Source organism: Aquitalea aquatilis (assembly GCF_005155025.1).
GTDB classification, from domain to species: domain Bacteria; phylum Pseudomonadota; class Gammaproteobacteria; order Burkholderiales; family Chromobacteriaceae; genus Aquitalea; species Aquitalea aquatilis.
In genome coordinates, this window is record NZ_CP039731.1 from 4,004,579 (window position 1) to 4,031,068 (window position 26,490).

Below are 26,490 nucleotides of genomic sequence, written 5' to 3' on the forward strand. Positions count from 1 at the left end.
CTGCCGGCGGCACAGATACACCATTGCTGAACAGCACGTGATCGCGCTGTCAGCACACACGACAACGGCCCGGTCAAACCGGGCCGTTGCATGGCAGTTCAGACGAGCAATCAGCCGGTGGTTTGCTGCGCCAGTTGGCCGTCAGCCAGCTCATCGCGCTTGAGCTGGGCGTGCGCCTCGGCCAGTGCGATCTTGTCCAGCGCAATCAGCTTGCTGCCGTGCTTCCATTTGTAGCCCAGCCACAGCAACAGGAACAGCGGAATGCCAATATAGGTGGCAATGATGCCGTTCCAGTCCACCTTGGCACTGGTGAAGGCGGCATAGTTCTGACCCAGCATGATCAGCATGCACAGCGCGAAGGCAAACAGCGGCCCCAGCGGGAACCAGCGCGCCTTGTAGGGCAGATCGGCCAGATCATATCCCTGCTTCACATAGGCACGGCGGAAGCGGTAATGGCAGATGGCAATCCCCAGCCAGGCGATGAAACCGGTCATGCCGGAAGAATTCAGCAGCCACAGATAGACGGCATTGCTCTCGAACAGCGAAGTCAGGAAGCACAGCGCGGCAATCACCGTGGTGGCATACAGTGCATTGCGCGGTACGCCACTGCTCGACAGCTGGCCGAACCAGGCCGGTGCCATCTTGTTCTTGGCCATCACATACAGCATGCGGGTAGAGGCATACATGCCGGAATTACCGGCCGACAGGATGGCCGACAGGATAACCGCGTTCATCAGGCTGGCCGACAGCGCCAGACCGGCGCGACTGAACACCAGGGTGAAGGGACTGGCCCCCACATCCTGCACGTCGTTCTTCAGCAGCATCGGATCGTTATACGGCAGGATGAAGCCGATGATCAGGATGGACAGCATGTAGAACATCAGGATGCGCCAGAAAATCTGCTTCACCGCGCGCGGAATGGTCTTGGCCGGATGACTGGACTCGCCTGCCGCCACACCGATCAGCTCAGTGCCCTGGAAAGAGAAACCGACAATCATCGACACGCTGACAAAGGCCGCCATACCGCCGACAAAGGGGCCGTCACCATGCGTGAATACGCTCAAGCCCGGCGCATAACGACTGTTGTCCGGATGGAACATGATGCCCCAGATCATCATGAAACCGATGATGATGAAGGCGATGATGGTGATGACCTTGAGCATGGAACACCAGAACTCCGCCTCGCCAAAACCCTTCACCGAGAAATAATTGAGGGCAAAGATGATGGCCAGGAACACAGCACTCCACACCACGCCAGGCACATGCGGAAACCAGTAATGCATCACGATGGAGGCTGCCGCCAGTTCCACGGCAATGGTTACCGCCCAGTTATACCAATAGTTCCAGCCCTGGGCGAAACCAAAGGAGTGATCAACGAAACGCGAACCATATACCTGAAAAGAACCGGACACCGGCATGAAAGCCGCCATCTCGCCCAGGCTGGTCATCAGGAAATACACCATCAGCCCGATCAGGGCATAGGACAGCAAGGCACCGCCCGGTCCGGAAGTGGCTACCGTGGCCCCCGAGGCCAGAAACAAGCCGGTGCCGATGGAGCCGCCAATGGCGATCATGGACAGGTGACGCGCCTGCAGGCTGCGCCGTAGTCCTTCGCCTTCTCTATTATTTTCCATAGTCTGTCCCACTGCAGAGTTTCCAACTGTTACCCCCCTTGCCGGTAATAAACATCAGCAAAGGGTAATGATCGAAACCGTACAGGATGTCAGCAGGCCACGGAATAATCCAGCCAAATTTTGTATTGAATTGTAAGAATATGAATGATGAATTTTCTTTTAATGACAAAAATCAAGCAATTGTCACTTGTGGCCCGCGCCACAGGGCGGCGCACAAGGCAAATGGGCCATGCCGGCACCCACACCCAGCTCATCACCAAGAGCCCGAACACTGCCCCCCCGCCTGACTTGCCGATGACTCAGGCCGCAGCACCCGGAGTAGCCGGCACGCGCAAGCGAGCATCCACCACGGCCGGCACGGGCAATCCAGCGCCAATCGCGTGCCGGACTGCGCGTCTTGCAACAGATGGCACCTTCGCTAAGCTGCGGATGCATAAGTGTTTTTAGCCATTGCAACAGCACGGCAAGGGACCAAGCCAATTCCGCCTACATTTCTACTGACAAATCAGCCATTTAGCCGTATAATGCGCCCTGCCTCCTTCCGGACCGTTCCCCAGCACGGGGTTCAATCCGTCTGCCTTGCCTTGGTAACGGCACATTTTTACTGTGTGCTACCTGTCTTACCTGCTTGGTTATCGATAGAAGCAATCTGTTATCACAGATCGTGCGGCGCTCCGTGAGGGACTGCCGCATGGGCTATTGGCCCACCCGTTACACTGAAAGGAATCGTTAATGTCCAAAGAAGACATGATCGAGCTGCAAGGCGTTGTCATTGAAATGCTGCCGGAATCGCGCTTCCGCGTGCGTCTGGACAACAACGTGGAAATCCTGGCCTATGGCTCGGGCAAGATGAAGATGCACCGCATCCGCGTCCTGGTTGGCGACCGCGTTACCGTGGAAATGTCTCCCTACGACCTGACCAAGGGTCGCATCAACTTCCGTCACCCGACCGCACCGGTTGGCGGCGGCGCACCGCACCACTTCAAGCGTCGTTGATAAGCTGAGTCCCCTCGCGGCCACTCAGCCCACCTGTGGGTCGCGTAGTCAGTTCCTGCCTTGCCCGCCGGCTATTCTGCCCGGCATCATATCGCAGCACACTGCCCCGGAAGTGATGACCATATGGTCCATCGCTTTGCGGCAGGTGACCGCTTGACGGCTGCCCGGCCGCCGGACCCTAGTCCCGGCCTTCAGCCGCCTGCTTTTGCCCTTGCGCCATTCTGCCGTCGAATCGCAATCTCTTCACCGTGAAATCCGGTAAAATTTCTAGCAAAAATTTACAAATCACTGATTTATCGATTTTTCTACTGGCAAGAAGGCATGACACCTGCTTAGATTGAGACATACTCTTCTGAACAGTGCGTCAGCCATGACCAGCCAGATTCCAAGACAGATCCTGCTCGCTGAAGACAGCAGCAGTCAGCGCAGCCTGCTCAAGGCGCTCTGCCTGCAAATACCCAATACCGTGGTGCACGAAGCTGCCGACGGCAGCTGGGCGTTTCAGCTCAGTCGCAAGATTCCCAAACTGGACCTGGTCATCACCGATCTGAACATGCCCGGCATGGATGGTATCGAGCTGGTGGAGCAGCTGTCGCGCCAGCCGCATATTCCCTCGCTGCTGCTGATCAGCGGCCACTCGCCGGAACTGCTGTCCAACAGCGTGCGCGCCGCCCAGGAGCTGGGTTTTACCGGCATCGGTCATCTGGCCAAACCAATCGATGATGACCTGTTTCTGACCGAAATCACCCGCCTGCTCGATGTGCATCAGGACATCAGCGACAGCAAGAGCAGCCTGCCGCTGATCGACATCATTACCGGGCTGGCACACAACCAGTTTTGCGCCTTCTATCAGCCGATTTACGATTTGTGCCAGGGCCGCGCCGTGCAGATCGAGGCGCTGGCGCGCTGGCGGCATCCGCAGCAAGGCATACTGGGGCCCAACCAGTTCATCGGCATGCTGGAGCACGAAGGCTTTATCTCGCTGCTGACCAACCGCATCGTGCAAACCAGCCTGGACATGCTGATCCGCGAGCCGAACATGCAACAGCTGCGGCTGTCGATCAATCTGTCGCGCCGCCTGCTGGATGACCGCGAGTTTCTCGACTGGCTGGTCGAACAGGTGGCATCACGCGGACTGGCGTTTGACCGCATCGTGCTGGAAATCACCGAAACCATGGCCTTCACCAATTTCGGCCACACCCTGGCTACCCTGCTGCGGCTGCGCATGCGTGGCTTCGAATTGTCGCTGGATGATTTTGGCACTGGCCATACCACGCTGGAACACATCAAGAACCTGCCGCTGACCGAGCTGAAGTTCGACCGCATCCTGATCAAGGACATCCACCGCGATGCCCGCAGCCAGAGCATCATTTCCGGCATGGCCAATATTGCCCGCGAACTGGGCCTGCGCATGGTGGCAGAAGGCATAGACAACACCGATGATCTGGACTACCTGTGCACACAGCATCCGGACATCGAGCTACAAGGCTTTCTGCTATGCCGGCCCGTACCGGCCGAAGAACTGGGCAAGCACATCTTCCCCAGCTGTCAGTTCAGCCGGCGCGCCTGAGCGCCCCACCGCCCCGCCGCATCAATCTGGGATCTTGCCGCGCAAGGCCTTGATGCCGCTGCGCCGCGACTTGCCCTCCAGCCTGCGCTGTTTCGAGCCATAAGTAGGCCGGGTGGCATGCCTGGCCTTGGGCACATGCGCTGCCGCATCCACCATGGCCTGCAGCCGCGCCAGTGCATCGGCCCGGTTCAGCTCCTGCGTGCGGTGTTGCTGCGCCTTGATGATGATGACGCCCTCCTTGCTCAGGCGGGCATCCCCCAGGGCCAATAGCCGCAGTTTGACGCGCTCGGGCAGGCTGGAAGCCATGACATCGAAACGCAAGTGAATGGCAGACGAGACCTTGTTGACGTTCTGGCCACCCGCGCCCTGGGCGCGGATGGCCGTCAGCTCTACCTGTTGCGGGTCGATGCGGCAATCTTCGCGAGCCATGCGGCTAGACGGCCAGTGCCTGCAGCACCTCGGCGGTACTGCGCACCCGACCCAGCCGCGGAAAGATATGCTGCACGGAAAACTGGTGACACTCCAGCTGCGGGCAGCTCATGGCATCTTCTGCCAGCACCACGGCATAGCCACGCTCCCAGGCGGCACGCGCCGTCGAATCCACCCCGATATGGGTGGAGATGCCCGCCAGCACCACGGTGCGCACACCGCGCCGGCGCAGTTGCAAATCCAGCTCGGTGCCATAAAAGGCATTCCACTGTCGCTTGATGATCTGGATGTCGCTGGCCGCCACCTCCAGCTCTGCTGGCTGTTGCAGCCAGTTGTCCGGCACCTGCGTGGCTGGCGGCTGCAGGTCGGTGGGCAGCTTCAGTGCATCCCCTCCATCGGCCGACCAGCCCACTCGCACCAGCACCACCGGCGCACCAGCTGCGCGAAACGCCCGCGCCAGCGTGGCCGAGCGTTCCAGCACCTGTTCGGTGTCATAGGGTTGTTTGGCAAAACCGAGAATGCCCTGCTGCAGATCGACCAGGATCAGGGCGGTGGTGGCGGGATCAAAACGGTCCGGCATGGCAGTCCTCAAACAGTGACAAGACAGGCTCCGACGATACTACTGCCAGCGCCGCTTCAACAAGAAAAATGGCGAAACGCCGCAGCGTTTCGCCATGTTCCACTACCGGTCCAGCCAGACCAGGTGCGGGTACGACATCAATCCGGCAGGGCGACCTTGCCATCCTTGCTGAACTGGTAGTCCTTGAACACGTGTTCGGCGCTGAGGATCTGGTAGCTGCCATCCTCGTTGCGACGGGTGGTGTCCTTCAGACGATAGGTGTATTGACCGCAGGTCCAGCAATCGAAGTTGCGCATATGCGTACACAGACAGGTCTTGTCCATCACCTTGATGCGGCGCTCGCCCGGATGGGCGGCCACTTCGCGGTTATAGGCCTGGATGTAGGCACAGCCGCCGCTGGCGTCCAGCAGATAGCCGTAAGCCTCGCAATTGGGGCGAATGCCGTCGCCAATGGCCGGGCAGGACTTGATCATGCGCATCGGGTAGCCGGTCGGCGACAGCTGGTTGACTTCGATATCGTCTTCCGTCGCCTTGAAATACTCCTGCTGCACCTTTTCCGGCAGGCCGCATTCGCGGGTGACAGTAAAGCGGGTGGCCACCTGCACAGCACCAGCACCGTTTTCCAGAAAGGCCGTGGCATCGCTGCCGGTAAAGATGCCGCCAGCCGGAATCAGCGGAATATCCAGCTGCTCGGCCTGCATCCAGGCGTGAATCTCGGCCACGATGGTCGCCAGATCATACTGCGCCCAGTCCATGCCGAAACCCAGGTGACCGCCAGCCAGCGGGCCTTCCACCACCACGTAGTCCGGCAGACGGCCGGTACGGGCGGATTTTTTCAGGAACAGCTGCAAGGCGCGCAAGGACGAAACAATGATGCCCAGCTTCACATCACGAAAACGCGGATGGTCTTCGATCAGTGCAAACGAGCCCAGATGCAGGCCCGCAGCCAGGGTGATGCCGTCGATGCCGGCATCCATGGCGGTTTGCATGCGTACGCGCAAGGTTTCCTTGGGCGCATTCATGGTGAGCTTTTCCATACAGTTGATGAAAATCAGCCCGTCGCCCTTTTTGGCTTCCATGGCGGAGCCAACGTGCATTCTGGTGGCTTCGGCCAGAATATCCAGGTCAAACTTGACCACGGATTTATCGGCGTTTTCCACGTTGAATTTGTACTGTTTGAGCTTGTCCTTGACGAACTTGGTATTGAAGCGGCGGTCGGTTACCGTCGGCACCATGGCATCGGAAATATGACCGATGCCGCCCAGACGGGCCGCCTCCAGCGACAGGGCAACGGTGGAGATGTCCACACCCATGCCACCGACCATGATGGGAACCAGCTCTTGCTTGCCCAGACGCAGGCGGAAATCGTCAACACACTTCATTTTGATGAACCTCAGTTTGGCTGGGCGGCATTATCCCCCATCCCTTTACACAAAATCCATTTTTTTAGAGTTTTTGCTCGCAGCCAAGATAAGTCAGGCGGACCAGCGGGTGCCAGCGGCCTCCACTCAAGCATACAAGGCCTTTGTTACCGTGGTGCGCCAGGCTCAGCGCATGGCCAGGGGCAGCCGGTCTCGGGTGTCCTTCACGGTTTTCAGCACGATGAAGGAACTGAAATCACGCATGCCGGGCACCTTGTTCAGCTTCTCGACGATGAAATCGGAAAACGCCGGCAAGCTGCGACAGCGTACATGCAGAATGTAATTGCAGGGCCCGGTCACCACATAGGCTGCGGTCACCTCCTCGAAAGCCTCCATCTGCTGCAAGAACTCGCCATGCCAGTCATCCCGGCTGCGATCCAGCGTGACCTGCACGATGGCCTCCAGCTCGAAGCCCAGCGCCACCGCGTCCAGTTCGGCGTGGTAGCCACGAATCAGCCCCCCCTCCTCCAGCGTGCGTACCCGACGCAAACAGGCAGATGGCGACAGCGCCACCTGGTCGGCCAGATCCTGATTGCTGAGCCGGCCGTTGTGCTGCAATGCAGAAAGAATCCGCACATCAATGGCATCCAGCTGCATTTGCAACTTCCTTTCTTCCTCAATGAAATTTGTTGAATATTCTGCGAAATATCAACACTCCACAAGTTGAACTTGCAATTTTTCAAAACAATCACGGTGCTAACATGAATTGTCCAATCCATGGAGAGCACCATGCTGTATGACATCAGCCCACCGCTCTATGCCGGCATGCCAGTGTGGCCGGGAGATACCGCGCTACAGGAAAGCCCGGCCTGGCAGCTGGATGCACATTGCCCGGTCAATGTCGCCCGGCTGACCTTGTCGCCGCACAGTGGCGCGCATGCCGATGCCCCGCTGCATTACCAGGCGGACGGCCTGCCCATCGGCCTGGTCGATCTGGATGCCTATCTTGGCCCCTGTCGCGTGGTGCACAGCCTGGACGCCGCACCGCTACTCACCCTGCCCCGGCTGCAGCAGGCACTGGCAGGCCAGCCGGACCCGCTGCCACCACGGCTGCTGATCCGCTGCTATCGGCAGTTTCCGCAGCAATGGGATGCCGACTTCTGCGCCATGGACCCGGCACTCATCCACTGGCTGGGCCAGCAAGGCGTGCGGCTGATCGGCGTGGATACCGCCTCGCTGGATGCGGCAGACAGCAAGACGCTGGACGCCCACCACGCCGTCGCCCACCACGGCATGGCGATTCTGGAAAACCTGTGGCTGGACGAGATTCCACCCGGTGACTACGAGCTGATCGCCCTGCCACTGAAACTGATCAATCTGGATGCCAGTCCGGTCCGCGCCGTACTGCGCAGCCCCCTGCCCCGATAACAAACACAGCACCACAAAGGAGAAACTGATGCTGACTCGTGAACACTGCCTGGCCGCCGACCGCCAGGATCAACTGGCCGGCCTGCGCCAGCAATTCGACCTGCCGCCGGGTGTGCTCTATCTGGATGGCAATTCATTGGGCGTACTGCCCAACAGCGCCGAGGCACGCAGCCTGGAAGTATTGCGCCAGGAATGGGGCGTGGGCCTGATCCGCAGCTGGAATACTGCCGGCTGGTTCGAACTGCCGCGCCGGCTGGGCAACAAGCTGGCCGGGCTGATCGGTGCCGGCACGGATGAAGTGGTGATTACCGACACCACCTCGCTCAATATCTTCAAGGCACTGGCCGCCGCCATCCGCATCCAGCAGCACGCCGCACCGGCGCGCAAGGTGATCGTGTCCGAGCGCGACAACTTCCCCACCGACCTGTACATGATCCAGGGCATGATCGACCTGCTGCAGCAGGGCTACGAGATGCGACTGATCGACGACACCCTGTCGCTGGAACAGGCACTGGACGAAGACGTGGCCGTGTTGCTGCTGTCGCACGTCAATTACCGTACCGGTGCCATGTATGACATGGCCGCCGTCACCGCACAGGCCCATCAGCAAGGTGCGCTCACTATCTGGGACCTGGCCCATGCCGCCGGGGCAGTACCGGTGGACCTCAATGGCAGCAAGGCCGACTTTGCCGTCGGCTGCACCTACAAATACCTCAATGGCGGCCCCGGCTCACCCGCCTTCATCTGGGTAGCGGCCCGCCATCAGGATGGTTTCTGGCAACCCTTGTCCGGTTGGTGGGGCCACTCGCGCCCGTTTGACATGGCTGTGGATTACCAGCCGGCCCAGGGCATCCGCCGCTTTCTGTGCGGCACCCAGCCCATCCTGTCGATGTCGCTGGTGGAGTGCGGGCTGGACGCCACCCTGCAAACCAGCATGGCGGCACTGCGCGAGAAATCGCTGGCCTTGACCGACCTGTTCATCCAACTAGTGGAGGAGCGCTGCAGCCACCATCCGCTAACGCTGATCACCCCGCGCGAACATGGCCGCCGTGGCAGCCATGTCAGCTATCGCCATCCCGAGGGCTATGCCGTGATGCAGGCGCTGATCGACCGTGGCGTCATCGGTGATTACCGCGAGCCGGAAGTGCTGCGCTTTGGCATTACCCCGCTCTATCTGAGCCATACCGACATCTGGGATGCCGTGGAAATCCTGCGCGACATTCTGGACAGCGCCAGCTGGGACCAGCCGCGCTTCAAGCAGCGTCACGCCGTGACCTGAGCCACACCCCGCCAGCCGCCCGGCTGGCGGTTGTCACCCGGTAACACACCATCACGGGAGCCGAGCGCATCCAGGCCGCGCCATGGCCAAGAGAAATGCGCAGCTCCACCAAGGAAGGTAAAGGAGAAGACATGAGTTTTGACCAAATCCAGCAGCGCGAAAGCGGACTGCAACGCCGGCTGAGCGGCCGGCAGATGAGCATGATCGCCATCGGCGGTGCCATTGGCACCGGCCTGTTTCTGGGCAGCAAGTTTGCCATCGGCTTTGCCGGCCCCAGCGTCTTGCTCAGCTATGCCATCGGCGGGCTGATCACCCTGCTGCTGATGGGCTGCCTGGCGGAAATGACCATCGCCCACGCCACATCCGGTTCGTTTGGTGCTTTTGCCGAGCATTACATCAGCCCGCTGGCGGGCTTTCTGGTGCGCTACAGCTACTGGACCTGCATTGTCATGGCGGTGGGTACCGAAGTCACCGCAGTGGCCGAATACATGCAGTACTGGTTCCCCCACGCACCATCGTGGATCTGGATCGTACTGTTCTCCGGCGTGCTGATCGGCGTCAATGCCATGAGTGTCAAAGCCTTTGGCACGGTGGAATACTGGTTTTCCGCCATCAAGATTTTTGCCATCGTCGGCTTCATCCTGCTGGGTGGCTATGTGGTGTGGGGCAGCGGCAACCCGGCCTATGGCACGCAGAACTTCACCAACCATGGCGGCTTTTTCCCGCACGGCTGGTGGGGAATGTGGGTGGCGGTGGTGATCTCCATCTTCAGCTATCTGAGCGTGGAAATGATCGCGGTGGCAGCGGGTGAAGCAGAACACCCGGAACAGGCGGTGCGCCACGCCTTTCGCGCCACCATCGTGCGCCTGCTGGTGTTTTACGTCTTGTCGCTGACCCTGATTCTGGCCATCGTGCCCTGGGATGGTCTGGGCAAGGGCAGCAGCCCCTTTGTCACCGTGATGCAGGTGCTGGGCATTCCCTACGCGGCCGGCATCCTCAACTTCGTCGTCATCATCGCGGCGCTGTCGGCCATGAACAGCCAGCTCTACATCACCACCCGCATGATGTTCAGCCTGTCGCGCGCCGGCGATGCCCCGGCCAGCCTGGGCAAGCTCAACCACAACGGCATTCCGCTCAACGCCCTGCTGCTGTCCACCAGCGGCATTGCGCTGGCTACCCTGCTGTTTGTGCTGTTCCCCGGCCAGGCCTTCACGCTGATGATGTCGCTGTCGATGTTTGGCGCGCTGTTTACCTGGATGATGATCTTCCTCACCCACTGGTATTTCCGCCGTCATCACCAGCGCCACGGCACCAAACCGCTGGCTTTCCGCCTGCCCTTTTTCCCCGTTTCCACCCTGCTGGGCCTGGGGCTGATGCTGGCCATCCTGCTGACCACGGCGCTGACCGATGTCTTCCGTCTGACGCTGGCCTTCGGCCTGCCCTTCCTGCTGCTGCTGATTGTGCTGTACCGCTTTGTCCGGCCGCGCAGACCAGCCAGCCCGTCATAAGAGCCGCTAAGCAAAACCCTGCTGCGGCGTAGCGCCTTGCCCCAGCGACGCTACGCCATCTTGTCGGCCGGGCTAAATCGCAAGGCCGCCACAGCAGAATGCAAAAAGCCACCCCGCGGGGTGGCTTTGTCTGGTCAGACAGGCAAAATCAGCCGCGCAGGCGGCGCAGCACTTCTTCCTTGCCGATCACGGCCAGGACCGCGTCTACCGACGGGGTCTGGGTGGTGCCGCACACCAGCACGCGCAGCGGCATGCCCAGCTGGCCCATCTTGATGCCTTCTTCGGCGCAGAAGGGCTTGAACAGCTCATGGATGCTTTCTGCGGTCCAGCTGTCCAGTGCGGCCAGCTTGTCGGCAAAGCGGCCCATGCGGGCGACGGCGTCGCCAGCCAGGTGCTTTTCCACGTCGGCAGCGGCGGCTTCACGTTTCTTGTAGAAGTAATCCACTTCCACCGCCAGCGCGTTCAGGTCTTGCACACGCTCCTTGACCAGGGCAATCACGTCTTCGATGGCCGGACCGGTGCTGGCATCCACTCCGGCAGTCGCCAGACGCGGCGCAATCAGCGCAGCCAGGCGGCTGTTGTCGGCGGCCTTGATGTGCTGGGCGTTCAGCCACAGGAATTTTTCCTGGTTGAAACGGCTGGCCGAGGCGCTGACCGCTTCCAGGCTGAACCATTCGACAAACTGCTTCATGTCGAAGAATTCGTCATCTCCATGGCCCCAGCCCAGACGGGCCAGATAGTTGAGCAGCGCTTCCGGCAGAATGCCCTTGTCGGCGTAGTCCACCACGCTCACCGCATCGCGGCGCTTGGACATTTTCTGGCCGTCTTCATTCAGGATCATCGGCAGGTGGCCGTACACCGGCAACGGTGCGTTCAGCGCCTGCAGGATGTTGATCTGGCGCGGGGTATTGTTGACATGGTCGTCACCGCGAATCACATGGGTGATCTGCATGTCCCAGTCGTCCACCACCACGCAGAAGTTGTAGGTGGGGCTGCCGTCCGGGCGGGCGATGATCAGGTCGTCCAGCTCGGTGTTGGAGAATTCGATACGGCCCTTGACCGCGTCGTCCCAGGCCACCGTGCCGTCCAGCGGGGTGCGGAAGCGGATCACCGGCTCCACGTTGGCCGGAATGGCCGGCAGGGTCTTGCCCTCTTCCGGACGCCAGCGGCGGTCGTAGCGCGGCTTTTCGCCATTGGCTTCCTGCTCGGCACGCATGGCTTCCAGCTCGTCCTTGCTGCAGTAGCAGCGATAGGCATGGCCGGACTCCAGCAGTTGCTGGATCACTTCCTTGTAGCGGTCGAAACGCTGGGTCTGATAGAAGGGGCCTTCGTCATAATCCAGACCTACCCAGTGCATGCCGTCCATGATGGCCTTGACCGACTCCGGCGTGGAGCGCTCAAGGTCGGTGTCTTCGATACGCAGCACGAAAACGCCATTGTTCTTGCGGGCATAGGCCCAGGAAAAGAGAGCGGTGCGCACGCCACCGATATGCAGATAGCCGGTGGGGCTGGGGGCAAAACGGGTACGGATCATGATGGGATGGGTCCAGCCGGATGAAGAAAGGCGCTATTGTACGCCGCCAACAAAACAGCCCGCAAATGCGGGCCTGGTACGCCTCATCCACCAGCAGAATTATCTTGGCTCAAATCAGCCCGCCAACGGCTGGCAGCACATCAGCCGGCAACATCTGCGCCAGCAGCCAGAACGCCGTGCCGGCCAGCATGGCCGCCATGCCGCAGTTGAAGGCACGCAGCCGGCGCGGCGAGGCCAGCCAGCGGCGGATGGCCACGCCACTGCCCGCCCACAGGGCAATGCAGGGCAGGCCAACCACAAAGGTAATGGCGGCAAACAGCAGGCCGGCAGTCAGCGGCGGCATGTGCTGCGGCAGGAACACCACGGCAATATTGAAGCCCATCAGCCACACCTTGGGGTTAAGCCAGTTGAACAGCAGGCCGCCGACAAAGCCCATGGGCTGGCCTTGATCGGCCTGCTCACCGGCAGCACCGGCGCGGGCCATGCCCCAGGACAGCCACAGCAGATAGCTGCAGCCGGCCAGCGCCAGATACAGCTGCACGCTGCTGATCAGCCCCACCAGATTACCCAGAAACACCGTCAGCACCCCCACCTGCACCGCCAGCCCCAGCGCCATGCCCATCATCGCCGGCATGGTGCGGCTAAAGCCGTAATTGACGCCGGACGAGGCCAGCACCAGATTATTGGGACCGGGGGTGATGGACATCACCAACAGATAGGTGACCAGTGCAACAAGATTCATGACAACTCCAGGGTAGGGCTGAGGCGGCAGCACCTGCAGCGACCGGCTTGTGGCCAGCCGGACAGACGCGGCAGCACTATCGGTTTTTGATGTGCTCATGGTACGCAAAGGGGCTGGACAATAACAGATTCAGAAAAATACAATTGAGACCGTAACAGTTGGCAATATACAAAACTGTTATGGTCTGATCCAGGCGAAATTGTGCCGGGCGGGCCATCCAACTGCCTGCAGGAGACGTGCAATGAGCCAGGAGCCGCTGTATCAACAGCTGGTCAACGAGTGGATCACCCTGATCCAGAACGGTGTGGTGCGTGCTGGCGAACGCCTGCCCTCGGTGCGCAAGGCCTGCACCATGCACAAGGTCAGCCCCTCCACCATCCTGCTGACTTATCGCACGCTGGAAGACCGTGGTTTTATCGAGGCCCGGCCGCAATCCGGCTTCTATGTAAAAGCCGCCGCCAGCCTGCCGCTGCCGCGCATGCGGCGCCAGAGCGAAGCCGCACCCACCGGCGAGGTGGTGGACCATATCGAAACGGTGATGCGGGTGCAGACCGCCGCCGATTTCATCGACCTGTCGCTGGCCAGCCCGCGCGGCAGCGATTTCTACCCCACCACCCGTTTCAAGCACATCATGGGCCGGCTGCTGCGCCAGCATCCCGAGCTGACCACCGACTACCCCTTCCCGCCCGGTTCCGAGCGACTACGCCGGCAGATTGCCCAGCGCGCCGTCAGCTGGGGCTGTGTGCTGGCCATGGACGATATCGTCATCACCAATGGCTGCTCCGAAGCACTGCAGCTGGCCTTGCGTGCCGTATGCAAGCCGGGTGACACGGTAGGGCTGGAATCGCCGACTTATTTCTACCTGCTGCCGCTGCTGAAAAGCCTGGGCTTGTCGGTGATCGAAATCCCCACCCACCCCAATAGCGGGCTGTCGCTGGATGCGCTGGAACTGCTGCTGTCGGAAAAACGGCTGCAAGCCATCGTGGCCATGCCCACGGTGCACAATCCGCTGGGCAGCACCATGCCGCCCGAGGCCAAGCGCAGGCTGGCACAGCTGGTCAACGACTACCGCATCCCGCTGATTGAGGACGCCCCGCATGCCGACCTGCACTACGGCGTGCAAACGCCGGATGCGGTCAAGGCCTTCGACCGCGATGGCTGGGTGCTGCTGTGCTCCAGCTACAGCAAGACGTTGGCGCCGGGATTCCGTATAGGCTGGATTGCCGCCGGCCGCTTTGCCCGCGAAGTATTGCAACTGAAGTGTGCCAGCTCGCTGGGCCAACCCCGGCTGCTGGAGGAAACCCTGGCCGAGTATCTGGAAAGCGGCGGCTACGACCACCACCTGCGGCTGATCCGCCGCCATTTCATGAGCCAGATGGAGCGGCTGCGCGGCACGGTGGCCAGCCGTTTTCCGCAGGGCACCCGTGCCACCCTGCCCTCTGGCGGCTGCCTGCTGTGGGTGGAGCTGCCTTCCGGCGTGGACACGCTGGAGCTGTTTCACGCCGCCCTGGCCGAGCGCATCACCGTGGTACCGGGGGTGATGTACTCGGCGCGTGGCCGTTATCGCAACTGCCTGCGACTGTCCTGCTGTTACCCCTGGAACGAGGCCTACGAGCGGGCGCTGGTGCGGGTGGGCGAGCTGGCCTCGGGCATGGGTGACTCAGGTCTTGCCGGGCTGACCGACTGACAGCGGCAAGCTCGCCGGCATGGCCACGGCAGGCTCAGTCAGAGCCACCGTGCTGGCCGGCAAGGGCAGCAGGATATCCAGATGATGAATTCCGCCTTCCGGATTGTGATGCACCACCACCACCTTGCCGGCCTGGCCTGCGCGCAGCAGCTGTGGTGCCAGCCCCAGATCGGCCGCCATCTCTTCCAGCGTGACATTGTCGATTTCGCCGCGCTGCTCCTCACCGGAAAAACGCCAGTAGTTGATGCGCGACCACAGCAGCAGCCCGCCACCAAACAGGCAGACCAGCAAGGCATAGCGCCCCAGCACCGCCAGGTGATCGGGCAGTTGGTCGATCCGTACCGTCACCGGCAGCAGCTGTTCGCCCCAGATCAGCAGGCAGGCAAAGGCCAGCGCCGGCAGCCACAGATACACCCACAACAGCCACCACAGCACGGTCAGCAAGCGTGACACCAGCCGCTGCAGCCAGCTCATATTGTGGGCGGCACGGATGATCAGGACATCAGCCAGTTTTTTCATGCGCGTACTCCCCGGTCCGGACTGACCCAGCGCGCCCGCTTGCCCTTGCGCCGCAGCACGCCCTGTGGAAAGGCCACCACGGTGGTGCCGATATTCAGCAGCCAGTAGGCCAGCGGATACCAGATCATCCAGAAATAGTTCTTGCCCAGATCAACGTCATACTGACTGTCCATCAGCTTGCTGGTGGCAAACTGCAGCATGCAGGTCACGCCCAGTACCACGCCGTGCCAGCCGGGCAGGAAGGGCGACTCCATCGGCGGCACGATGCCAGGCAACAACAGGCTGAGCAGCCAGCTGACGATGATGAAGGCCATCACGTACGACCACACCACGCTGAGGAAATACTCGGCATATACCGGCCACATGCGGCGGTGCTTCCAGTGGCCGACAATCCAGGCATTGCGCATCAGCGCCTGGGTGCCGCCCTTGGCCCAGCGCAGCCGCTGCTTCCACAGGCCGCGCAGGGTTTCCGGCATCAGTATCCATACCAGCGCCCGCGGCTCGAAGCGCACATCCCAGTGCTGCAGCTGGATTTTCCAGCTGATGTCGATGTCTTCGGTCAGCATGTCGTCGCTCCAGTAGCCAGCCTGCACCACTGCGGTCTTGCGAAAGGCGGTAATCACCCCGGACACGGTAAACAGCCGGCCATAAGTGCGCTGGGCGCGCTTGATCAGCCCGATGATGGCGGTGAACTCGCCCACCTGCAGCCGCCCCAGCAAGGTGGTGCGGTTGCGGATGCGCGGATTGCCGGTAACCGCCCCCACCCGGGGCGAGCCATGAAAGTGGCGCATCAGCCATTTGGCCGAATAGGGATCGAGCAGCGCATCGCCATCTATGCACAGCAGGTATTCGTGGCGGGCCATGGTCAGCGCCGTGTTCAGCCCCACCGCCTTGCCCTGGTTGCTGGCCTGATGCAGCACGCGCAGCCGCGGATGCACGGCGGCCAGCTCATCCAGGATGGCGGCAGTGGCGTCCTTGCTGCCATCGTTGACGGCAATCACCTCGTATTCCGGGTAGTCCAGCGACAGCGCGTAGTGCAGGGTTTCGCGCACATTGTCTTCTTCGTTGTAACAGGGCACCACCACGCTGATGGGCGGGTAGGCCAGCGACGGGGGCTGGTCCAGCGGCGGGTCTTTGCGTTCGTAATGAAAATAGTAATGCACGGCCCCCACCATCCATAAATACGCCATGAACAGCGGGTAGAAAAAAGCATAGCCCAATAGCAGTGCCAGAGCGGTGGTCATGATCTGACTCCTTGCATGAGTGCAGCGACGGCGGCGCATACAGCCGCCGGGCTGGGGACAGGTAGCCGGCGTGCGGCCGGTAGCACTTAATTACTGTTCGGGGCGGCTGCGCATGGAAAAGGCCGCCTTGAAATCGGCCAGCCGTGGCTGATCCTGGAACAGGTCGTCCGGGTAGTAGGCGATATGGCGCGCACCGCGGGTATGCAGTTCATCCACCACTTCAGCCATTTCCCGGGTGGGAATCGGCTTGCCGTTGCGCCAGTCCCGCGCCTGTAGTTCGAACACCGTGCGATCCAGCGCACCCGGCACGGCCTTTACCTTGTCAAACAGCTGGCGCAGCCATTGCCGTGGCTGCGCGGCGTTCTCCATATAGGGCATGGCCATGATGGCCACCCGGTCGTAGTGCTGCAGTGCCGTGACATAGGACTGGGCAAACCAGCTTTCCGTCGCCGGATTCATCACCACGCCGGCATAGAGATTGCGGGCGGTTTTCAACGTGGGCTGCCAGGTACGCACCACTTGCGCCAGCTCGAGGGTGAAGTCGTCCAGCAGCTTGGTCTTGCTGTCGTTCCAGCGCTGCAGGGCTGCCTCGTCCTGTTGCAAGGCCGGCAGCGAATCCGGCAGGCCCATGGCGCGGTTGGCCGCCATGGCGGCACCACTGATGTCTTCCACATCCGACAGGGTGGCGTCGTCATGGAATAGCAGGCCGTCGAACTGCACCGTGCGCGCCAGGTCCTGGTAAATCTCGCGGATGGTCTGGCGCGCCTCGGCCGAATACGGCGTCAGCCGGATATAGCCCTGCTGCTCCGGCAGCCCCTGCCGCCCCAGTGCCAGCACTCTTTGCTGACGCAGCGGGTTTTCACGCGGCAAGTCGAAAGCCAGCAGCGGCATCCAGGCGTAGACGCGCACGCCGGCGCGGGTGCGCAATTGCCAGACGGCGCGGTTGAACAGATCGGCCCGCATCGGCAGGTGGCGGTTGGGGAAATACAGTGAGCGCGCCACGCCATCGCCCTCGGGATTGGCAAAGGCTTGCAGATAGACCGTGCTGGCCCCCATGGCCTTGACCCGGTCCAGCAGACGGCCCAGGTTTTCCTCCTGCCGCGCCGGATCGGGGTCGTAGATATAGTCGAGGTCGACATGCATGATGCGGCTGGGCTCCGGCCGTATGCCGTCCGGCCAGGTTTCCAGTTGCTGGAACTGCCAGGCCAGATCAGGCAGGCTCATATTGGCGTCCAGCAGCAGCCGGCGCAGCCCTGCCAGGGGGGTCTGGCGCGTGTTGATGCCCTCGTCCAGGCTCATGGCCAGCGGCATGCCCAGCTCGCCGGCAATGGCCGCCGTTTCGCGGGTATAGCTGCCATAGGGCCAGACCATCACACGCGGGGCCTGTCCCAGCCTGGCCTTGAGCAGTTCGCTGTTGCGCAGCAAATCGGCACGGACACGCGCCCGGTAGGCTTCCGGGGTTTCATAGCTGCCGGACTTCCAGGCCAGCGAGGTGAAGGCCGGTTCGCTATTGCCCTGCGGATTGGCAAGCTGGCCAAAATGCTCGGCATAGCTATGGCTGGCCACTTCTACCAGGCCGCTGGCCTGCATTTCGCGGATTTGCTCCCAGCTCAGAAAGGTGCTGCGCGGAACCAGGCCGTCGCCATAACGCACCTGGCCGTTATCCGGCTGCTCCAGCCAACTGCCCACCAGCGCGATCAGCGCCGGCGCATGCAAGCTGCGCAGTACCGGGTAGACCTGGGTGTAGACGCTGCGGTAGCCATCATCAAAGGTCAGCAGCACGGCCTTGTCCGGCAGCGGCTTCTTGCCGGCGCGGTCGGCCAGCACATCCTCCACGCTGACAAACTGATAGCCCTGCCCGCGCATCCACTCCATCTGCCGCACCAGGCTGCGGGCATCCACGGCAAAGGGGTCGTTGCTGCGCGCATCCGGCTGCCCCACTTCGTGGTAGCACAGGATGATCAGCCCGGAACCGGCCTGCACCGGTGCGGCCAGCGCAAACAGTGTGCACAGGGCCAGCCACACGACCAAAAACCATTGTTTCGTTTTCATCAGAACCGCCAATCGATATTCAGATAGACCTTGCTGCCAAAATCAGCCTTGCCGTCATAAGGGTGACGCACCCGGCTATAGCCATAGCGCAGGCTGGCACGCTCACCCCAGCGCCACTCCTGCTCCAGCATCAGCCCCCACACTCCACCGCTGCCATAGCCTTGCTGCTGGTATGTGCCAACCGTCAGCCCCAGCCGCTGATGCAGGCTGTTGTCGTAACGACCCCACAAGCGCCAGTCCTGGGTGATGGTGAGATCGGCTTCGCTATCGCTCTGCGGATTGAAATACAGTGCGGAAGGGGTATCGCGATTGTGGCTGGCAGCCAGCCACAGCGTGCTGTCCAGCTTGTAGAGCGGGCCGCTATACCAGCGTTCGGTCCAGCCGCCGCCCAGCGACTGGCGCAGATTGCCGTCGGACAACGACAGTTGGCTCAGTTGCAGGGAAAACTGGCGGTAGTCGTCCACCCGGTAGCCGGCATGCAGCTCGGCCTTGTTGCCACGGATCTGGCTCAGCCGCGCCTTGAGCGGGGTGTCGGCACTGTTCTGCTCGTAGCGCGCACCCAGACTCCACCGGTCATCCGGCGTCCAGTTGTAGCCAGCAAACGCGCCAGCCTGACTCTGGCCATCCAGACCGGCCAGCACGCCAAACTCACCACTGCCCTGCACGCTGCGGTATTGCAGCCCCAAGCCGCCACTTTCATAACGGGCCGGTTCAGGCTGATCCACATAACTGGCACGCTGCAGCTGATGCTGGGCAAACAGCCGCCAGTGGCCGACAGCTGCGGAATAGAGCCGGGACAGCGTATCCCAGGCATTTTGCTCACTGCTGCCCTGGCCACCGGACAAGTCACGCCCGGCCTCCACGGTCAGCTCCGGCCGTTGCGACCAGTCGTAGCTGCGCTGCAACCTGTCCAGCTCTTTCCAGTCCGGTCGCTGTTGCCGCAGTTCGCCCAGCAGGGCTGCTGCCTGCGGATATTCCCAAGTATCCAGCGCCACACTGGCCAGCCCGGCCCGGGCCTCGAGCGAGGCCGGATCGTCCACCTGCAAGCGGCGGTAAATGTCACCGGCACGACGCGGCCAGCCGCGCAGCAAGGCCAGCGCAGCCTGGTTCTGGCGTAGTTCGGCATTGAAGGGGGCATCGCGCAGCAGCTGTTCCACTTGCAGCCAGGCGGCACGGGTCTGGTCTTGATAGGCCGCCAGCATGGCATCCAGCAACATCACGCGCTGATAGTCCGGATTAAAGCTGCGCTGGCCGGCGGCATTGCTGCGCACACGCGGCGTGGCCGCGCGCATGGCGGCCAGCTCGGCGCGGACGCCGGCAAAGTCATTACTCTCCAGCAAGGCGTACACCAGCCCGCTGCGCCAATCCAGCGCTTCATCCGCTGCCGGCTTCGCCTGCAGCGCCGCACGATACAAAGCAGCGGCCAACTCAGGCTGGCGCTGTGCCAGATAGGCATCGGCCACGGCGGCACGGGCATAGGGAGACCAGGGCAGCCCGGGATGCGCCTGGTAGAGCTGCAGCGTGTCGGCAAAGCGGCCGCGCTGGGTCAGCATCTGCAAGCGGTCATCCAGTGCCAGTGTGGTAAAGCGGGTTTCCGTGGCGGGCAGCGCATCCAGCCATTGTTGGTTCTGCGCCAGAGCAGCATCGGTTTGCGCATGCCGCTCCATGCCGTTTTGCAAACTCTCCTGCACCCGGCCCCAGCGGCTCAGGGTGGCGATACGGTCAAACTCGGCCTGCCGCAGCAAAACAGCATCTGCCGCACCGCCGCGCCGCGCCGTGGCCAGCGCTTGCTGTGGCATGCTCAGCCGCAGTTGCACCTCCACCAGCAGGCTTTGCAGCGGCACATCGTCCGGATACTCGGCTTGCCGGCGCTGCAGATAAGCTAGCGCCTCGGTCAGCTGGCCGGCCTGAATCAGTACATAGCCCCGCGCCCGCAGCAGTTCGCGCACGTCGCCGGCCGGCGCGGTCAGCTCAGCCTGGTCCAGCGTATGGCGCGCATCAGCCAGCTGCCCGGCCTCGGCCTGGGCCATGGCCAAGCCGGCGGTCCAGTCGGCACGGGCCTCACGCTGCAACAGCGTCTGGTAAAGCTCGACCGCCAGTGGATAGTGCTTGGTGTCGCGGGCAGCACGGGCCAGCAAGGCCAGGGTGTCGCTGCGCAAGCCAGCACGCGCCGATGGCAGGCTGGCCAAGGCATCATCCGGCCGGCCACTCCAGCACAACAGGGTCAGGTAATCGTCGAGCAGGCTGCCTTGCAGGGGAGCGCGGGCGCGCTGGCTTTCCAGCATCGCCAGCGCCGGGGCCGGTTCGCCAGCACGGGCCTTGAGAATGGCAGCCGCATAGTCAGCTTGCTGCCACAGGGGAGTTTCCGCCATCAGGCTGCTGCTGGCCACGCACAGGCCAAGCAGCAGGCTGGACATGCAGTATCGCTTCATTGTCGCCACGCTCTATATTAAATAATTTATTTAAATAGTATTTAGTAAAATCGTATATCCCGATCACCGCATAATCAAGTTTTAAATTGTGAATTAATATTTTCTATCAAATATGCACGCATTGATTTCGCGCCCGCCAATTGTCGCACCTGCCCGAATCGACTATGCTCGGATCAGGCCAGATGGCGCGCCCAGACTGGCTGTCACACCCGATACACCCCTATTTGCGAGCAATGACCTCATGTGCCAGCTACTAGGCATGAACTGCAATACCCCGACCGACATCCTGTTTTCCTTCGAAGGCTTTCACCGCCGTGGCGGCCTGACCGATCACCACGCCGATGGCTGGGGCATCGCCTTTTTCGAGGGCAAGGGCTGCCGCATCTTTCTGGACGACAAGCCTTCGGTTGAGTCGGCGGTCGCCCATCTGGTGCGCAACTACCCGATCAAGTCGCAAAACGTCATCGCCCACATCCGCAAAGCCACCCAGGGCGAGGTCAATCTGGCCAATACCCACCCCTTCATGCGCGAGATGTGGGGCCAGTACTGGATTTTTGCCCACAACGGCGATCTGAAAACCTTCCAGCCCGAAGCCGGCTGCCACTTCAATCCGGTAGGCAGCACCGATTCGGAACGCGCCTTCTGCTACCTGCTGGAACAGCTGCGCCGCAAATGGTGCAGCGCACCGCAGCTGGACGAGCTGTTTGCCGAGGTCGACCGTCTGGCTGCCGAGATCCACCAGCATGGCGTGTTCAACTTCATGCTGAGCAATGGCGAGGTGCTGTTTGCCCATTGCGCCACCCATCTGCACTACATCATTCGCCAGGCACCGTTCAACAAGGCCCACCTGGTGGACGACGATGTCACGGTGGATTTCTCCACCGTCACCACACCCCACGACCGCGTGGCCGTGGTGGCCACCCAGCCGTTGACCGACAATGAAAGCTGGACCCAGCTGGAAGCCGGCCAGTTGCTGCTGTTCCGCGACGGTGCGCCTTTGCTGGTCAGCTCCGGCAACAGCTGAGCCAGGCCCGCAACCACGCGCCACACCGTCATCGCCGTTTCTCAGCAGAAACGGCTTTTTCACATTTGCGCCCCGCCACTTCCGCGTTATGCTGCTGGCAAAGCCCCTCTCGCAGCCATGGATAACAATAGCGCCACAGGAAGACCACATGAGCCGATTCGATTTCAGCCATCCGCCATTCGACACCCTCAGCCCCAGCGAGCAGCAAACGCTGGAAAAAAACGCCGACATCCAGTTTTTTGCTGACGAAGAATGCCTACTCAGCCCCAGCGAACGGGTGGAAGCGCTCTATGTGGTGCTCAAAGGCAGCGTGCGTGAAATGGCCGGCGACGAAGTCATCACCTTGTACCGCGAGCGCGATACCTTCGACGCCCGCGCCATGGTGGCCGGCCAGACCCCACACCGCTTCGTGGTACACGAGGAAGCACTGGTCTACACCCTGCTGCGCGATGTGGTACTGGCACTGACCGAGCAGAACCCGCGCTTTGGGGCGTATTTTTATGCCAGCGTGTCGGAAAAATTCGGCAGCATGGCGCAGCGTGCCGGCAACCGCGAGCTGCAAACCCTGCTCACCGCCACCGTGCGCGACGTGGGCAGCCGCACCCCGGTGTTTGTCGATGGCCACACCAGCGTGCGTGAAGCCGCGCGCGTGATGAAGGAAAAAAAGGTCAAATCGGTGCTGGTGCGCCACGACGGCAAGCTGGGCATTTTCACCACCACCGATTTTCGCGACATCGTGCTCAACGAAGTACCAGGCAGCACGGCGCTGTCCACGCTGTGCCGCTTCGAACTCCTAACCGTGGATGTGGGCGACTTCCTGTTCAACGCCCTGCTGATCATGACCCGGCGCAATATCCGCCGCCTGGTGGTGACCGAGAACGGCGAGGCCATCGGCATACTGTCGCAGGTGGACATCCTGTCCTACTTCTCCAACCACTCCCACCTGATTGCCCAACGCCTGGAACGGGCCGACACCCTGGACGAACTGGCCGACATCGCCGGCCAGATCACCCGGCTGGTACAAATCCTGTCCAGCCACGGCGTCAAGGCCCCGCAACTGGGCCGGCTGGTGCAAACCCTCAACGCGCGGCTGTTCGCCCGCACCTGGCAATTGCTGGCTCCGCCCGCGCTGCAACAGAACAGCTGCCTGCTGGTCATGGGCTCAGAAGGCCGTGGCGAGCAGATACTGAAAACCGATCAGGACAACGCCCTCATCCTGCGCAACGGTTTCAACCACCCCGAATTGCCCGCCATCTGCGAGGCCTTTTCCGCCGCCCTGGCCCGCTTCGGCTACCCGCCCTGCCAGGGGCAGATCATGGTCAACAATGCCGCCTGGCGCCTGACTGAAAGCCAGCTGCAGCAACAGATTCACCAATGGGTCTATCAACCGGATGGCCATGCGCTGATGAATCTGGCCATTTACGTGGATGCCGAGGCCGTGGCCGGCGACAGCAGCCTGCTGCAGAGCAGCCACGACTACCTCATGCGCCAGTTGCGTGACGATGCCAGCTTCTTTTCCCGCTTCGCCCGCGCCATCGAACAGTTCGACACCCCGCTGGGGCTGTTCTCCCACCTGCTCACCAAGGAGCGCAATGGCAAGGCCGTGCTCGACCTGAAAAAAGGCGGCATTTTCCCGCTGGTCCATGGCGTGCGTTCGCTGGCGCTGGAACATGGCCTGACCCAGTGCAATACCTTCGACCGCCTGCACGCGCTGGCCGAAGCCGGTCATCTGGACAAGGAACTGGCCAACGAAATTGCCGAATCGCTGTCCTTCCTGCTCACCCTCAAGCTCAGCCAGGGCCTGCAGCAATTGTCACTGGGCAAGCTGCCGGGCAACCAGATAGAACCGGACCAGCTCTCCACGCTGGAGCGTGACTTGCTGAAAGATGCACTGGGGGTAGTGAAGAAATTCCGCGCCCAGCTACGCCATCACTTCCGCCTGGGGAGCTTCTGATGCTGGCCCGGTTAAAGCGGCAATGGCAGCAGCGCCAGTTGAAAGACCCGCGCTATGCAGCGCTGTTCGAAGAGCTGGATGAAGAAGTAGTCAGTGTGGACTGTGAAACCACCAGCCTGAAAGTGCAGGAGGCGGAACTGCTCTCCATCGGCGCGGTGCGGCTGCGTGGCAACCGCATCCTGTCCAGCCAGGCCTTTTATGTGCTGGTGAAACCCACGCGCAAGCTGGAAAGCCGCAATATCAGCATCCATGGCCTGCGACCGATGGACGTGTCCGAGGGCCTGGATGCCGACGAGGCCGTGCGGCAACTGCTGGACTTCATCGGCGGGCGGCCACTGGTCGGTTATTACCTGGAATACGATGTCGCGGTGCTCAACAAATACGTGCGCGCCATCACCGGTATTGGCCTGCCCAATCGCCAGATCGAAATCTCCGGCCGCTATTACGATTACAAGTTCAAGCAGAACCCCGGCGCCTACATCGACCTGCGGCTGTCAGTGCTGAACGAAGACCTGCACATCCCCGCCCTGCCGCGCCATGATGCACTCAACGATGCCATCACCGCCGGCATGCTGTACCTGAGCCTGCAACAGCGCGGGTTCGGCTGAGGCCGTAGCTGGTCATGCCATGCAAAAACCCGGCCGCGGCCGGGTTTTCGGTTTACTGCACACTGCAGCTGGACACAAAGCCGCTAACAAAATATCGCAGAGGTCCCGGGCCAAGGCGCGCCGACACAAGCAGTACAAGGCGTACGGCAAGGAGGCAGCACGCAGGCGCGGGGCTTTTGTTAGCGAGTCTTAGTAGCCCAATTCCTCGTGCTGGGTCTCCACCTGCGCCCCCGCCCCCAGCGACATCATCAGCAAGGCGATGCGCTCATGCACGATCACAGTGTGGCTGTTGCCGGAAAACTGCATGAAACGGCGCAGGTCTTCGCGCACCTTGCGCGAGCCGGTCACGTCGATGATGATGTCGACCTGGTCGCCCTGCTCGGCGATCTCGATGAAGTTGCTGGTCACCGGCACACCGCGTTCGCGGGCCAGTTCGATGCCGGGCAGACGCAAATCCAGATCAGCCACCCCAACCATCTCGACAAACGGGGCATCCAGCAGTTGCCGGAGCAGCGGGGCACCAGTTACACCCGCGCCTATCATGCCGATCCTGAATTTTTCCATGTCACCCTCGATGCGGCAGATTATGCCTTTAGAATAAGAGCCGACACTCTAACAGCCACCAGCCTGCGCAGATTTGAGACAAATCAAACTGCATGCAGCCAGCACCCGGCCCAGGGCAAAATACCGCAGCCAAACCGGGCGGCAGGCAACAAAAAACCCGGAACAGTCCGGGTTGAAATGGCAGGCAGCCATGGCTGACCGGCTGGCTTCAGTGCAGGCTCTGACGCGACAGAAAGCGCAGATAGCCCACCCCCTCCAGCCAGAAGCCGCCATCGGCCAGCGGCGTGGCGTCTTCCAGATCGCCCAGCGTCAGCACCAGATCCTGACCATCGACATGGGCCTCCAGCACGACATCGTCCTCATCGGCGAATTCTTCCGAGGCACCGTGCTGGTCCGGCTTGATAAACTGGTTGTTGACCTGAATGTAATCCGACTCATTCAGCAAGCGCAGGATGTTCATGGCAAGCTCCTTGTGATGCAGTTGAGAGACAAGATCACAGCCGACAGTCATCCACCCGATGCGCCCGTCAGTTACCGCAGCACTGTCAGGCCGCCGCAACACCGATCCGCATTCTCCTTCACAACCAGCCCAGTTCGGCAAACGATACCGCCTGGCTGCCCGTCACCACAAAATGATCCAGCAGGCGGCAATCCACCAGCGCCAGCGTCGCCCGCAGGCTGTCGGTGAGACTGCGATCCGCCGCCGACGGCTCTGCCACGCCCGAGGGGTGGTTGTGTGCCACGATCACCCCGGCGGCATTGTGCTGCAAACAGCGCCGCGCCACTTCCCGTGGATAGACCCTGGTTTCGGTCAGGGTGCCGCTGAATACCTCTTCCACCGTAATCACCCGGTGCTGTGCGGTCAGGAACAGCACCACGAACACCTCGACATCGCGCCGCCCAATCACCCAGCGCAGGTAATCCTTTACCGCCGCCGGGTTTTGCAGCGCGTCGCTGAGATTCATCTCCTCGGCCAGAGCGCGCCGCGCCAGCTCCTTGCATGCCATCAGCTGGGCGTATTTCGCCGCACCCAGCCCCGGACAGCGTTCGAAATCATCCAGCCGACACCCCAGCAGCGCCGCCAGCGAACCAAACTGCCCCAGTAACTGCCGCGCCATATCCACCGCCGTCATGCCACGGATGCCAGTACGCAGGAAAATGGCCAGCAACTCGGCATCTGACAGGGCGGCAGCACCCTGTGCCAACAGTTTTTCGCGTGGCCGCTCGGCCAGCGGCCAATCATTGATGGACATGAATGTGTCACCCTTACTCTGGCTATAGCCTGTTTGCAGGCAGTCGGCAATCATCATATCCACCGCCCTGTGCACCACCCGCCTTGCCAAGG

Annotated in this window: 22 protein-coding genes and 1 pseudogene; 9 read left to right on the plus strand and 14 right to left on the minus strand. The window is 61.7% G+C overall.

Features of this window, described 5'->3' with window-relative positions:
• Positions 1-110 precede the first annotated feature (110 nt).
• Complete coding sequence (locus tag FAZ30_RS18645; RefSeq protein WP_124643701.1) at positions 111-1,634, minus strand: amino acid permease; 1,524 nt, start codon at positions 1,632-1,634, stop codon at positions 111-113.
• A gap of 732 nt (positions 1,635-2,366) precedes the next feature.
• Here FAZ30_RS18645 and infA point away from each other — a divergent pair.
• On the plus strand, positions 2,367-2,630 hold the full coding sequence (gene infA, locus FAZ30_RS18650) for a translation initiation factor IF-1 (RefSeq protein WP_059286936.1): 264 nt from the start codon (positions 2,367-2,369) through the stop codon (positions 2,628-2,630).
• Positions 2,631-3,000: 370 nt separating this feature from the next.
• Positions 3,001-4,200, plus strand: a complete 1,200-nt coding sequence (locus tag FAZ30_RS18655) for an EAL domain-containing response regulator (RefSeq protein WP_124643700.1) — start codon at positions 3,001-3,003, stop codon at positions 4,198-4,200.
• Between the two features lie 21 nt (positions 4,201-4,221).
• Here FAZ30_RS18655 and arfB read toward each other — a convergent pair whose 3' ends face one another.
• The 4 genes from arfB to FAZ30_RS18675 all read right to left on the minus strand — a co-directional run bounded on the left by arfB (position 4,222) and on the right by FAZ30_RS18675 (position 7,227).
• Positions 4,222-4,629, minus strand: a complete 408-nt coding sequence (gene arfB, locus FAZ30_RS18660) for an alternative ribosome rescue aminoacyl-tRNA hydrolase ArfB (protein WP_124643699.1) — start codon at positions 4,627-4,629, stop codon at positions 4,222-4,224.
• A 4-nt stretch (positions 4,630-4,633) separates the two neighbouring features.
• Entirely contained in the window at positions 4,634-5,209 is a 576-nt protein-coding gene (locus tag FAZ30_RS18665; protein ID WP_137010013.1) for a hydrolase, read from the minus strand.
• Between the two features lie 137 nt (positions 5,210-5,346).
• A complete protein-coding gene (locus tag FAZ30_RS18670; protein ID WP_124643697.1) occupies positions 5,347-6,591 on the minus strand; it encodes a nitronate monooxygenase in 1,245 nt (414 codons plus the stop codon).
• A 165-nt stretch (positions 6,592-6,756) separates the two neighbouring features.
• Entirely contained in the window at positions 6,757-7,227 is a 471-nt protein-coding gene (locus FAZ30_RS18675) for an Lrp/AsnC family transcriptional regulator (protein ID WP_124643696.1), read from the minus strand.
• A 132-nt stretch (positions 7,228-7,359) separates the two neighbouring features.
• On the opposite strand from FAZ30_RS18675, the gene kynB reads away from it, so the two are divergent.
• The 3 genes from kynB to FAZ30_RS18690 all read left to right on the plus strand — a co-directional run bounded on the left by kynB (position 7,360) and on the right by FAZ30_RS18690 (position 10,785).
• Positions 7,360-7,998 (plus strand): arylformamidase, encoded by a 639-nt coding sequence (gene kynB, locus FAZ30_RS18680; protein ID WP_124643695.1) that lies wholly within the window; start codon positions 7,360-7,362, stop codon positions 7,996-7,998.
• Between the two features lie 28 nt (positions 7,999-8,026).
• Positions 8,027-9,277, plus strand: a complete 1,251-nt coding sequence (gene kynU, locus FAZ30_RS18685; protein ID WP_124643694.1) for a kynureninase — start codon at positions 8,027-8,029, stop codon at positions 9,275-9,277.
• 131 nt (positions 9,278-9,408) lie between these two features.
• Positions 9,409-10,785, plus strand: a complete 1,377-nt coding sequence (locus tag FAZ30_RS18690) for an amino acid permease (RefSeq protein WP_124643693.1) — start codon at positions 9,409-9,411, stop codon at positions 10,783-10,785.
• A 148-nt stretch (positions 10,786-10,933) separates the two neighbouring features.
• Here FAZ30_RS18690 and gltX read toward each other — a convergent pair whose 3' ends face one another.
• Together gltX and FAZ30_RS18700 are read right to left on the minus strand one after the other, a co-directional pair.
• Positions 10,934-12,319: a glutamate--tRNA ligase gene (gene gltX / locus FAZ30_RS18695; RefSeq protein WP_124643692.1), complete on the minus strand. Its 1,386-nt coding sequence runs from the start codon at positions 12,317-12,319 to the stop codon at positions 10,934-10,936.
• Between the two features lie 109 nt (positions 12,320-12,428).
• Positions 12,429-13,061 (minus strand): LysE family translocator, encoded by a 633-nt coding sequence (locus FAZ30_RS18700; RefSeq protein WP_124643691.1) that lies wholly within the window; start codon positions 13,059-13,061, stop codon positions 12,429-12,431.
• A 241-nt stretch (positions 13,062-13,302) separates the two neighbouring features.
• On the opposite strand from FAZ30_RS18700, the gene FAZ30_RS18705 reads away from it, so the two are divergent.
• Positions 13,303-14,748 carry an aminotransferase-like domain-containing protein gene (locus FAZ30_RS18705; RefSeq protein ID WP_124643690.1) on the plus strand — a complete coding sequence of 482 codons (1,446 nt, stop codon included), beginning with the start codon at positions 13,303-13,305 and terminating at the stop codon, positions 14,746-14,748.
• Here FAZ30_RS18705 and pgaD read toward each other — a convergent pair.
• From pgaD to pgaA, 4 genes are all read right to left on the minus strand, one after another.
• Complete coding sequence (pgaD, locus tag FAZ30_RS18710) at positions 14,722-15,267, minus strand: poly-beta-1,6-N-acetyl-D-glucosamine biosynthesis protein PgaD (RefSeq protein WP_124643689.1); 546 nt, start codon at positions 15,265-15,267, stop codon at positions 14,722-14,724. The genes FAZ30_RS18705 and pgaD overlap by 27 nt on opposite strands.
• Complete coding sequence (gene pgaC / locus FAZ30_RS18715) at positions 15,264-16,511, minus strand: poly-beta-1,6-N-acetyl-D-glucosamine synthase (protein WP_137010014.1); 1,248 nt, start codon at positions 16,509-16,511, stop codon at positions 15,264-15,266. Before pgaC ends, pgaD begins: the two co-directional genes overlap by 4 nt.
• A 90-nt stretch (positions 16,512-16,601) precedes the next feature.
• Positions 16,602-18,563: a poly-beta-1,6-N-acetyl-D-glucosamine N-deacetylase PgaB gene (gene pgaB / locus FAZ30_RS18720; protein ID WP_137010015.1), complete on the minus strand. Its 1,962-nt coding sequence runs from the start codon at positions 18,561-18,563 to the stop codon at positions 16,602-16,604.
• The gene (gene pgaA / locus FAZ30_RS18725; protein ID WP_168190881.1) at positions 18,563-20,980 is read right to left on the minus strand and encodes a poly-beta-1,6 N-acetyl-D-glucosamine export porin PgaA; all 2,418 of its coding nucleotides are present in this window, start codon (positions 20,978-20,980) and stop codon (positions 18,563-18,565) included. The genes pgaB and pgaA overlap by 1 nt, the downstream gene beginning before the upstream one ends.
• 256 nt (positions 20,981-21,236) lie before the next feature.
• Here pgaA and FAZ30_RS18730 point away from each other — a divergent pair.
• The 3 genes and pseudogenes from FAZ30_RS18730 to FAZ30_RS18740 form a co-directional block, all read left to right on the plus strand.
• A pseudogene (locus FAZ30_RS18730) lies at positions 21,237-21,989 on the plus strand (class II glutamine amidotransferase); the annotation flags it as partial.
• 178 nt (positions 21,990-22,167) lie between these two features.
• Positions 22,168-23,973 carry a putative nucleotidyltransferase substrate binding domain-containing protein gene (locus tag FAZ30_RS18735; RefSeq protein ID WP_137010018.1) on the plus strand — a complete coding sequence of 602 codons (1,806 nt, stop codon included), beginning with the start codon at positions 22,168-22,170 and terminating at the stop codon, positions 23,971-23,973.
• On the plus strand, positions 23,973-24,581 hold the full coding sequence (locus FAZ30_RS18740) for a 3'-5' exonuclease (RefSeq protein ID WP_124643683.1): 609 nt from the start codon (positions 23,973-23,975) through the stop codon (positions 24,579-24,581). The genes FAZ30_RS18735 and FAZ30_RS18740 overlap by 1 nt, the downstream gene beginning before the upstream one ends.
• A 189-nt stretch (positions 24,582-24,770) precedes the next feature.
• On the opposite strand, the gene FAZ30_RS18745 is transcribed toward FAZ30_RS18740, so the two are convergent.
• The 3 genes from FAZ30_RS18745 to radC form a co-directional block, all read right to left on the minus strand.
• The gene (locus FAZ30_RS18745; protein WP_124643682.1) at positions 24,771-25,145 is read right to left on the minus strand and encodes a Gfo/Idh/MocA family oxidoreductase; all 375 of its coding nucleotides are present in this window, start codon (positions 25,143-25,145) and stop codon (positions 24,771-24,773) included.
• Positions 25,146-25,353: 208 nt separating this feature from the next.
• Complete coding sequence (locus FAZ30_RS18750) at positions 25,354-25,605, minus strand: hypothetical protein (protein WP_103526209.1); 252 nt, start codon at positions 25,603-25,605, stop codon at positions 25,354-25,356.
• A gap of 118 nt (positions 25,606-25,723) precedes the next feature.
• A complete protein-coding gene (gene radC, locus FAZ30_RS18755; protein ID WP_124643681.1) occupies positions 25,724-26,398 on the minus strand; it encodes a RadC family protein in 675 nt (224 codons plus the stop codon).
• Between the last annotated feature and the right edge of the window lie 92 nt (positions 26,399-26,490).

Bases quoted from the DNA above. Each gene is read 5' to 3' on its own strand.
- FAZ30_RS18645 (WP_124643701.1), bottom strand. From the start codon at position 1,634: ATGGAAAATAATAGAGAAGGCGAAGGACTACGGCGCAGCCTGCAGGCG.
- infA (WP_059286936.1), top strand. From the start codon at position 2,367: ATGTCCAAAGAAGACATGATCGAGCTGCAAGGCGTTGTCATTGAAATG.
- FAZ30_RS18655 (WP_124643700.1), top strand. From the start codon at position 3,001: ATGACCAGCCAGATTCCAAGACAGATCCTGCTCGCTGAAGACAGCAGC.
- arfB (WP_124643699.1), bottom strand. From the start codon at position 4,629: ATGGCTCGCGAAGATTGCCGCATCGACCCGCAACAGGTAGAGCTGACG.
- FAZ30_RS18665 (WP_137010013.1), bottom strand. From the start codon at position 5,209: ATGCCGGACCGTTTTGATCCCGCCACCACCGCCCTGATCCTGGTCGAT.
- FAZ30_RS18670 (WP_124643697.1), bottom strand. From the start codon at position 6,591: ATGAAGTGTGTTGACGATTTCCGCCTGCGTCTGGGCAAGCAAGAGCTG.
- FAZ30_RS18675 (WP_124643696.1), bottom strand. From the start codon at position 7,227: ATGCAGCTGGATGCCATTGATGTGCGGATTCTTTCTGCATTGCAGCAC.
- kynB (WP_124643695.1), top strand. From the start codon at position 7,360: ATGCTGTATGACATCAGCCCACCGCTCTATGCCGGCATGCCAGTGTGG.
- kynU (WP_124643694.1), top strand. From the start codon at position 8,027: ATGCTGACTCGTGAACACTGCCTGGCCGCCGACCGCCAGGATCAACTG.
- FAZ30_RS18690 (WP_124643693.1), top strand. From the start codon at position 9,409: ATGAGTTTTGACCAAATCCAGCAGCGCGAAAGCGGACTGCAACGCCGG.
- gltX (WP_124643692.1), bottom strand. From the start codon at position 12,319: ATGATCCGTACCCGTTTTGCCCCCAGCCCCACCGGCTATCTGCATATC.
- FAZ30_RS18700 (WP_124643691.1), bottom strand. From the start codon at position 13,061: ATGAATCTTGTTGCACTGGTCACCTATCTGTTGGTGATGTCCATCACC.
- FAZ30_RS18705 (WP_124643690.1), top strand. From the start codon at position 13,303: ATGAGCCAGGAGCCGCTGTATCAACAGCTGGTCAACGAGTGGATCACC.
- pgaD (WP_124643689.1), bottom strand. From the start codon at position 15,267: ATGAAAAAACTGGCTGATGTCCTGATCATCCGTGCCGCCCACAATATG.
- pgaC (WP_137010014.1), bottom strand. From the start codon at position 16,511: ATGACCACCGCTCTGGCACTGCTATTGGGCTATGCTTTTTTCTACCCG.
- pgaB (WP_137010015.1), bottom strand. From the start codon at position 18,563: ATGAAAACGAAACAATGGTTTTTGGTCGTGTGGCTGGCCCTGTGCACA.
- pgaA (WP_168190881.1), bottom strand. From the start codon at position 20,980: ATGTCCAGCCTGCTGCTTGGCCTGTGCGTGGCCAGCAGCAGCCTGATG.
- FAZ30_RS18735 (WP_137010018.1), top strand. From the start codon at position 22,168: ATGAGCCGATTCGATTTCAGCCATCCGCCATTCGACACCCTCAGCCCC.
- FAZ30_RS18740 (WP_124643683.1), top strand. From the start codon at position 23,973: ATGCTGGCCCGGTTAAAGCGGCAATGGCAGCAGCGCCAGTTGAAAGAC.
- FAZ30_RS18745 (WP_124643682.1), bottom strand. From the start codon at position 25,145: ATGGAAAAATTCAGGATCGGCATGATAGGCGCGGGTGTAACTGGTGCC.
- FAZ30_RS18750 (WP_103526209.1), bottom strand. From the start codon at position 25,605: ATGAACATCCTGCGCTTGCTGAATGAGTCGGATTACATTCAGGTCAAC.
- radC (WP_124643681.1), bottom strand. From the start codon at position 26,398: ATGTCCATCAATGATTGGCCGCTGGCCGAGCGGCCACGCGAAAAACTG.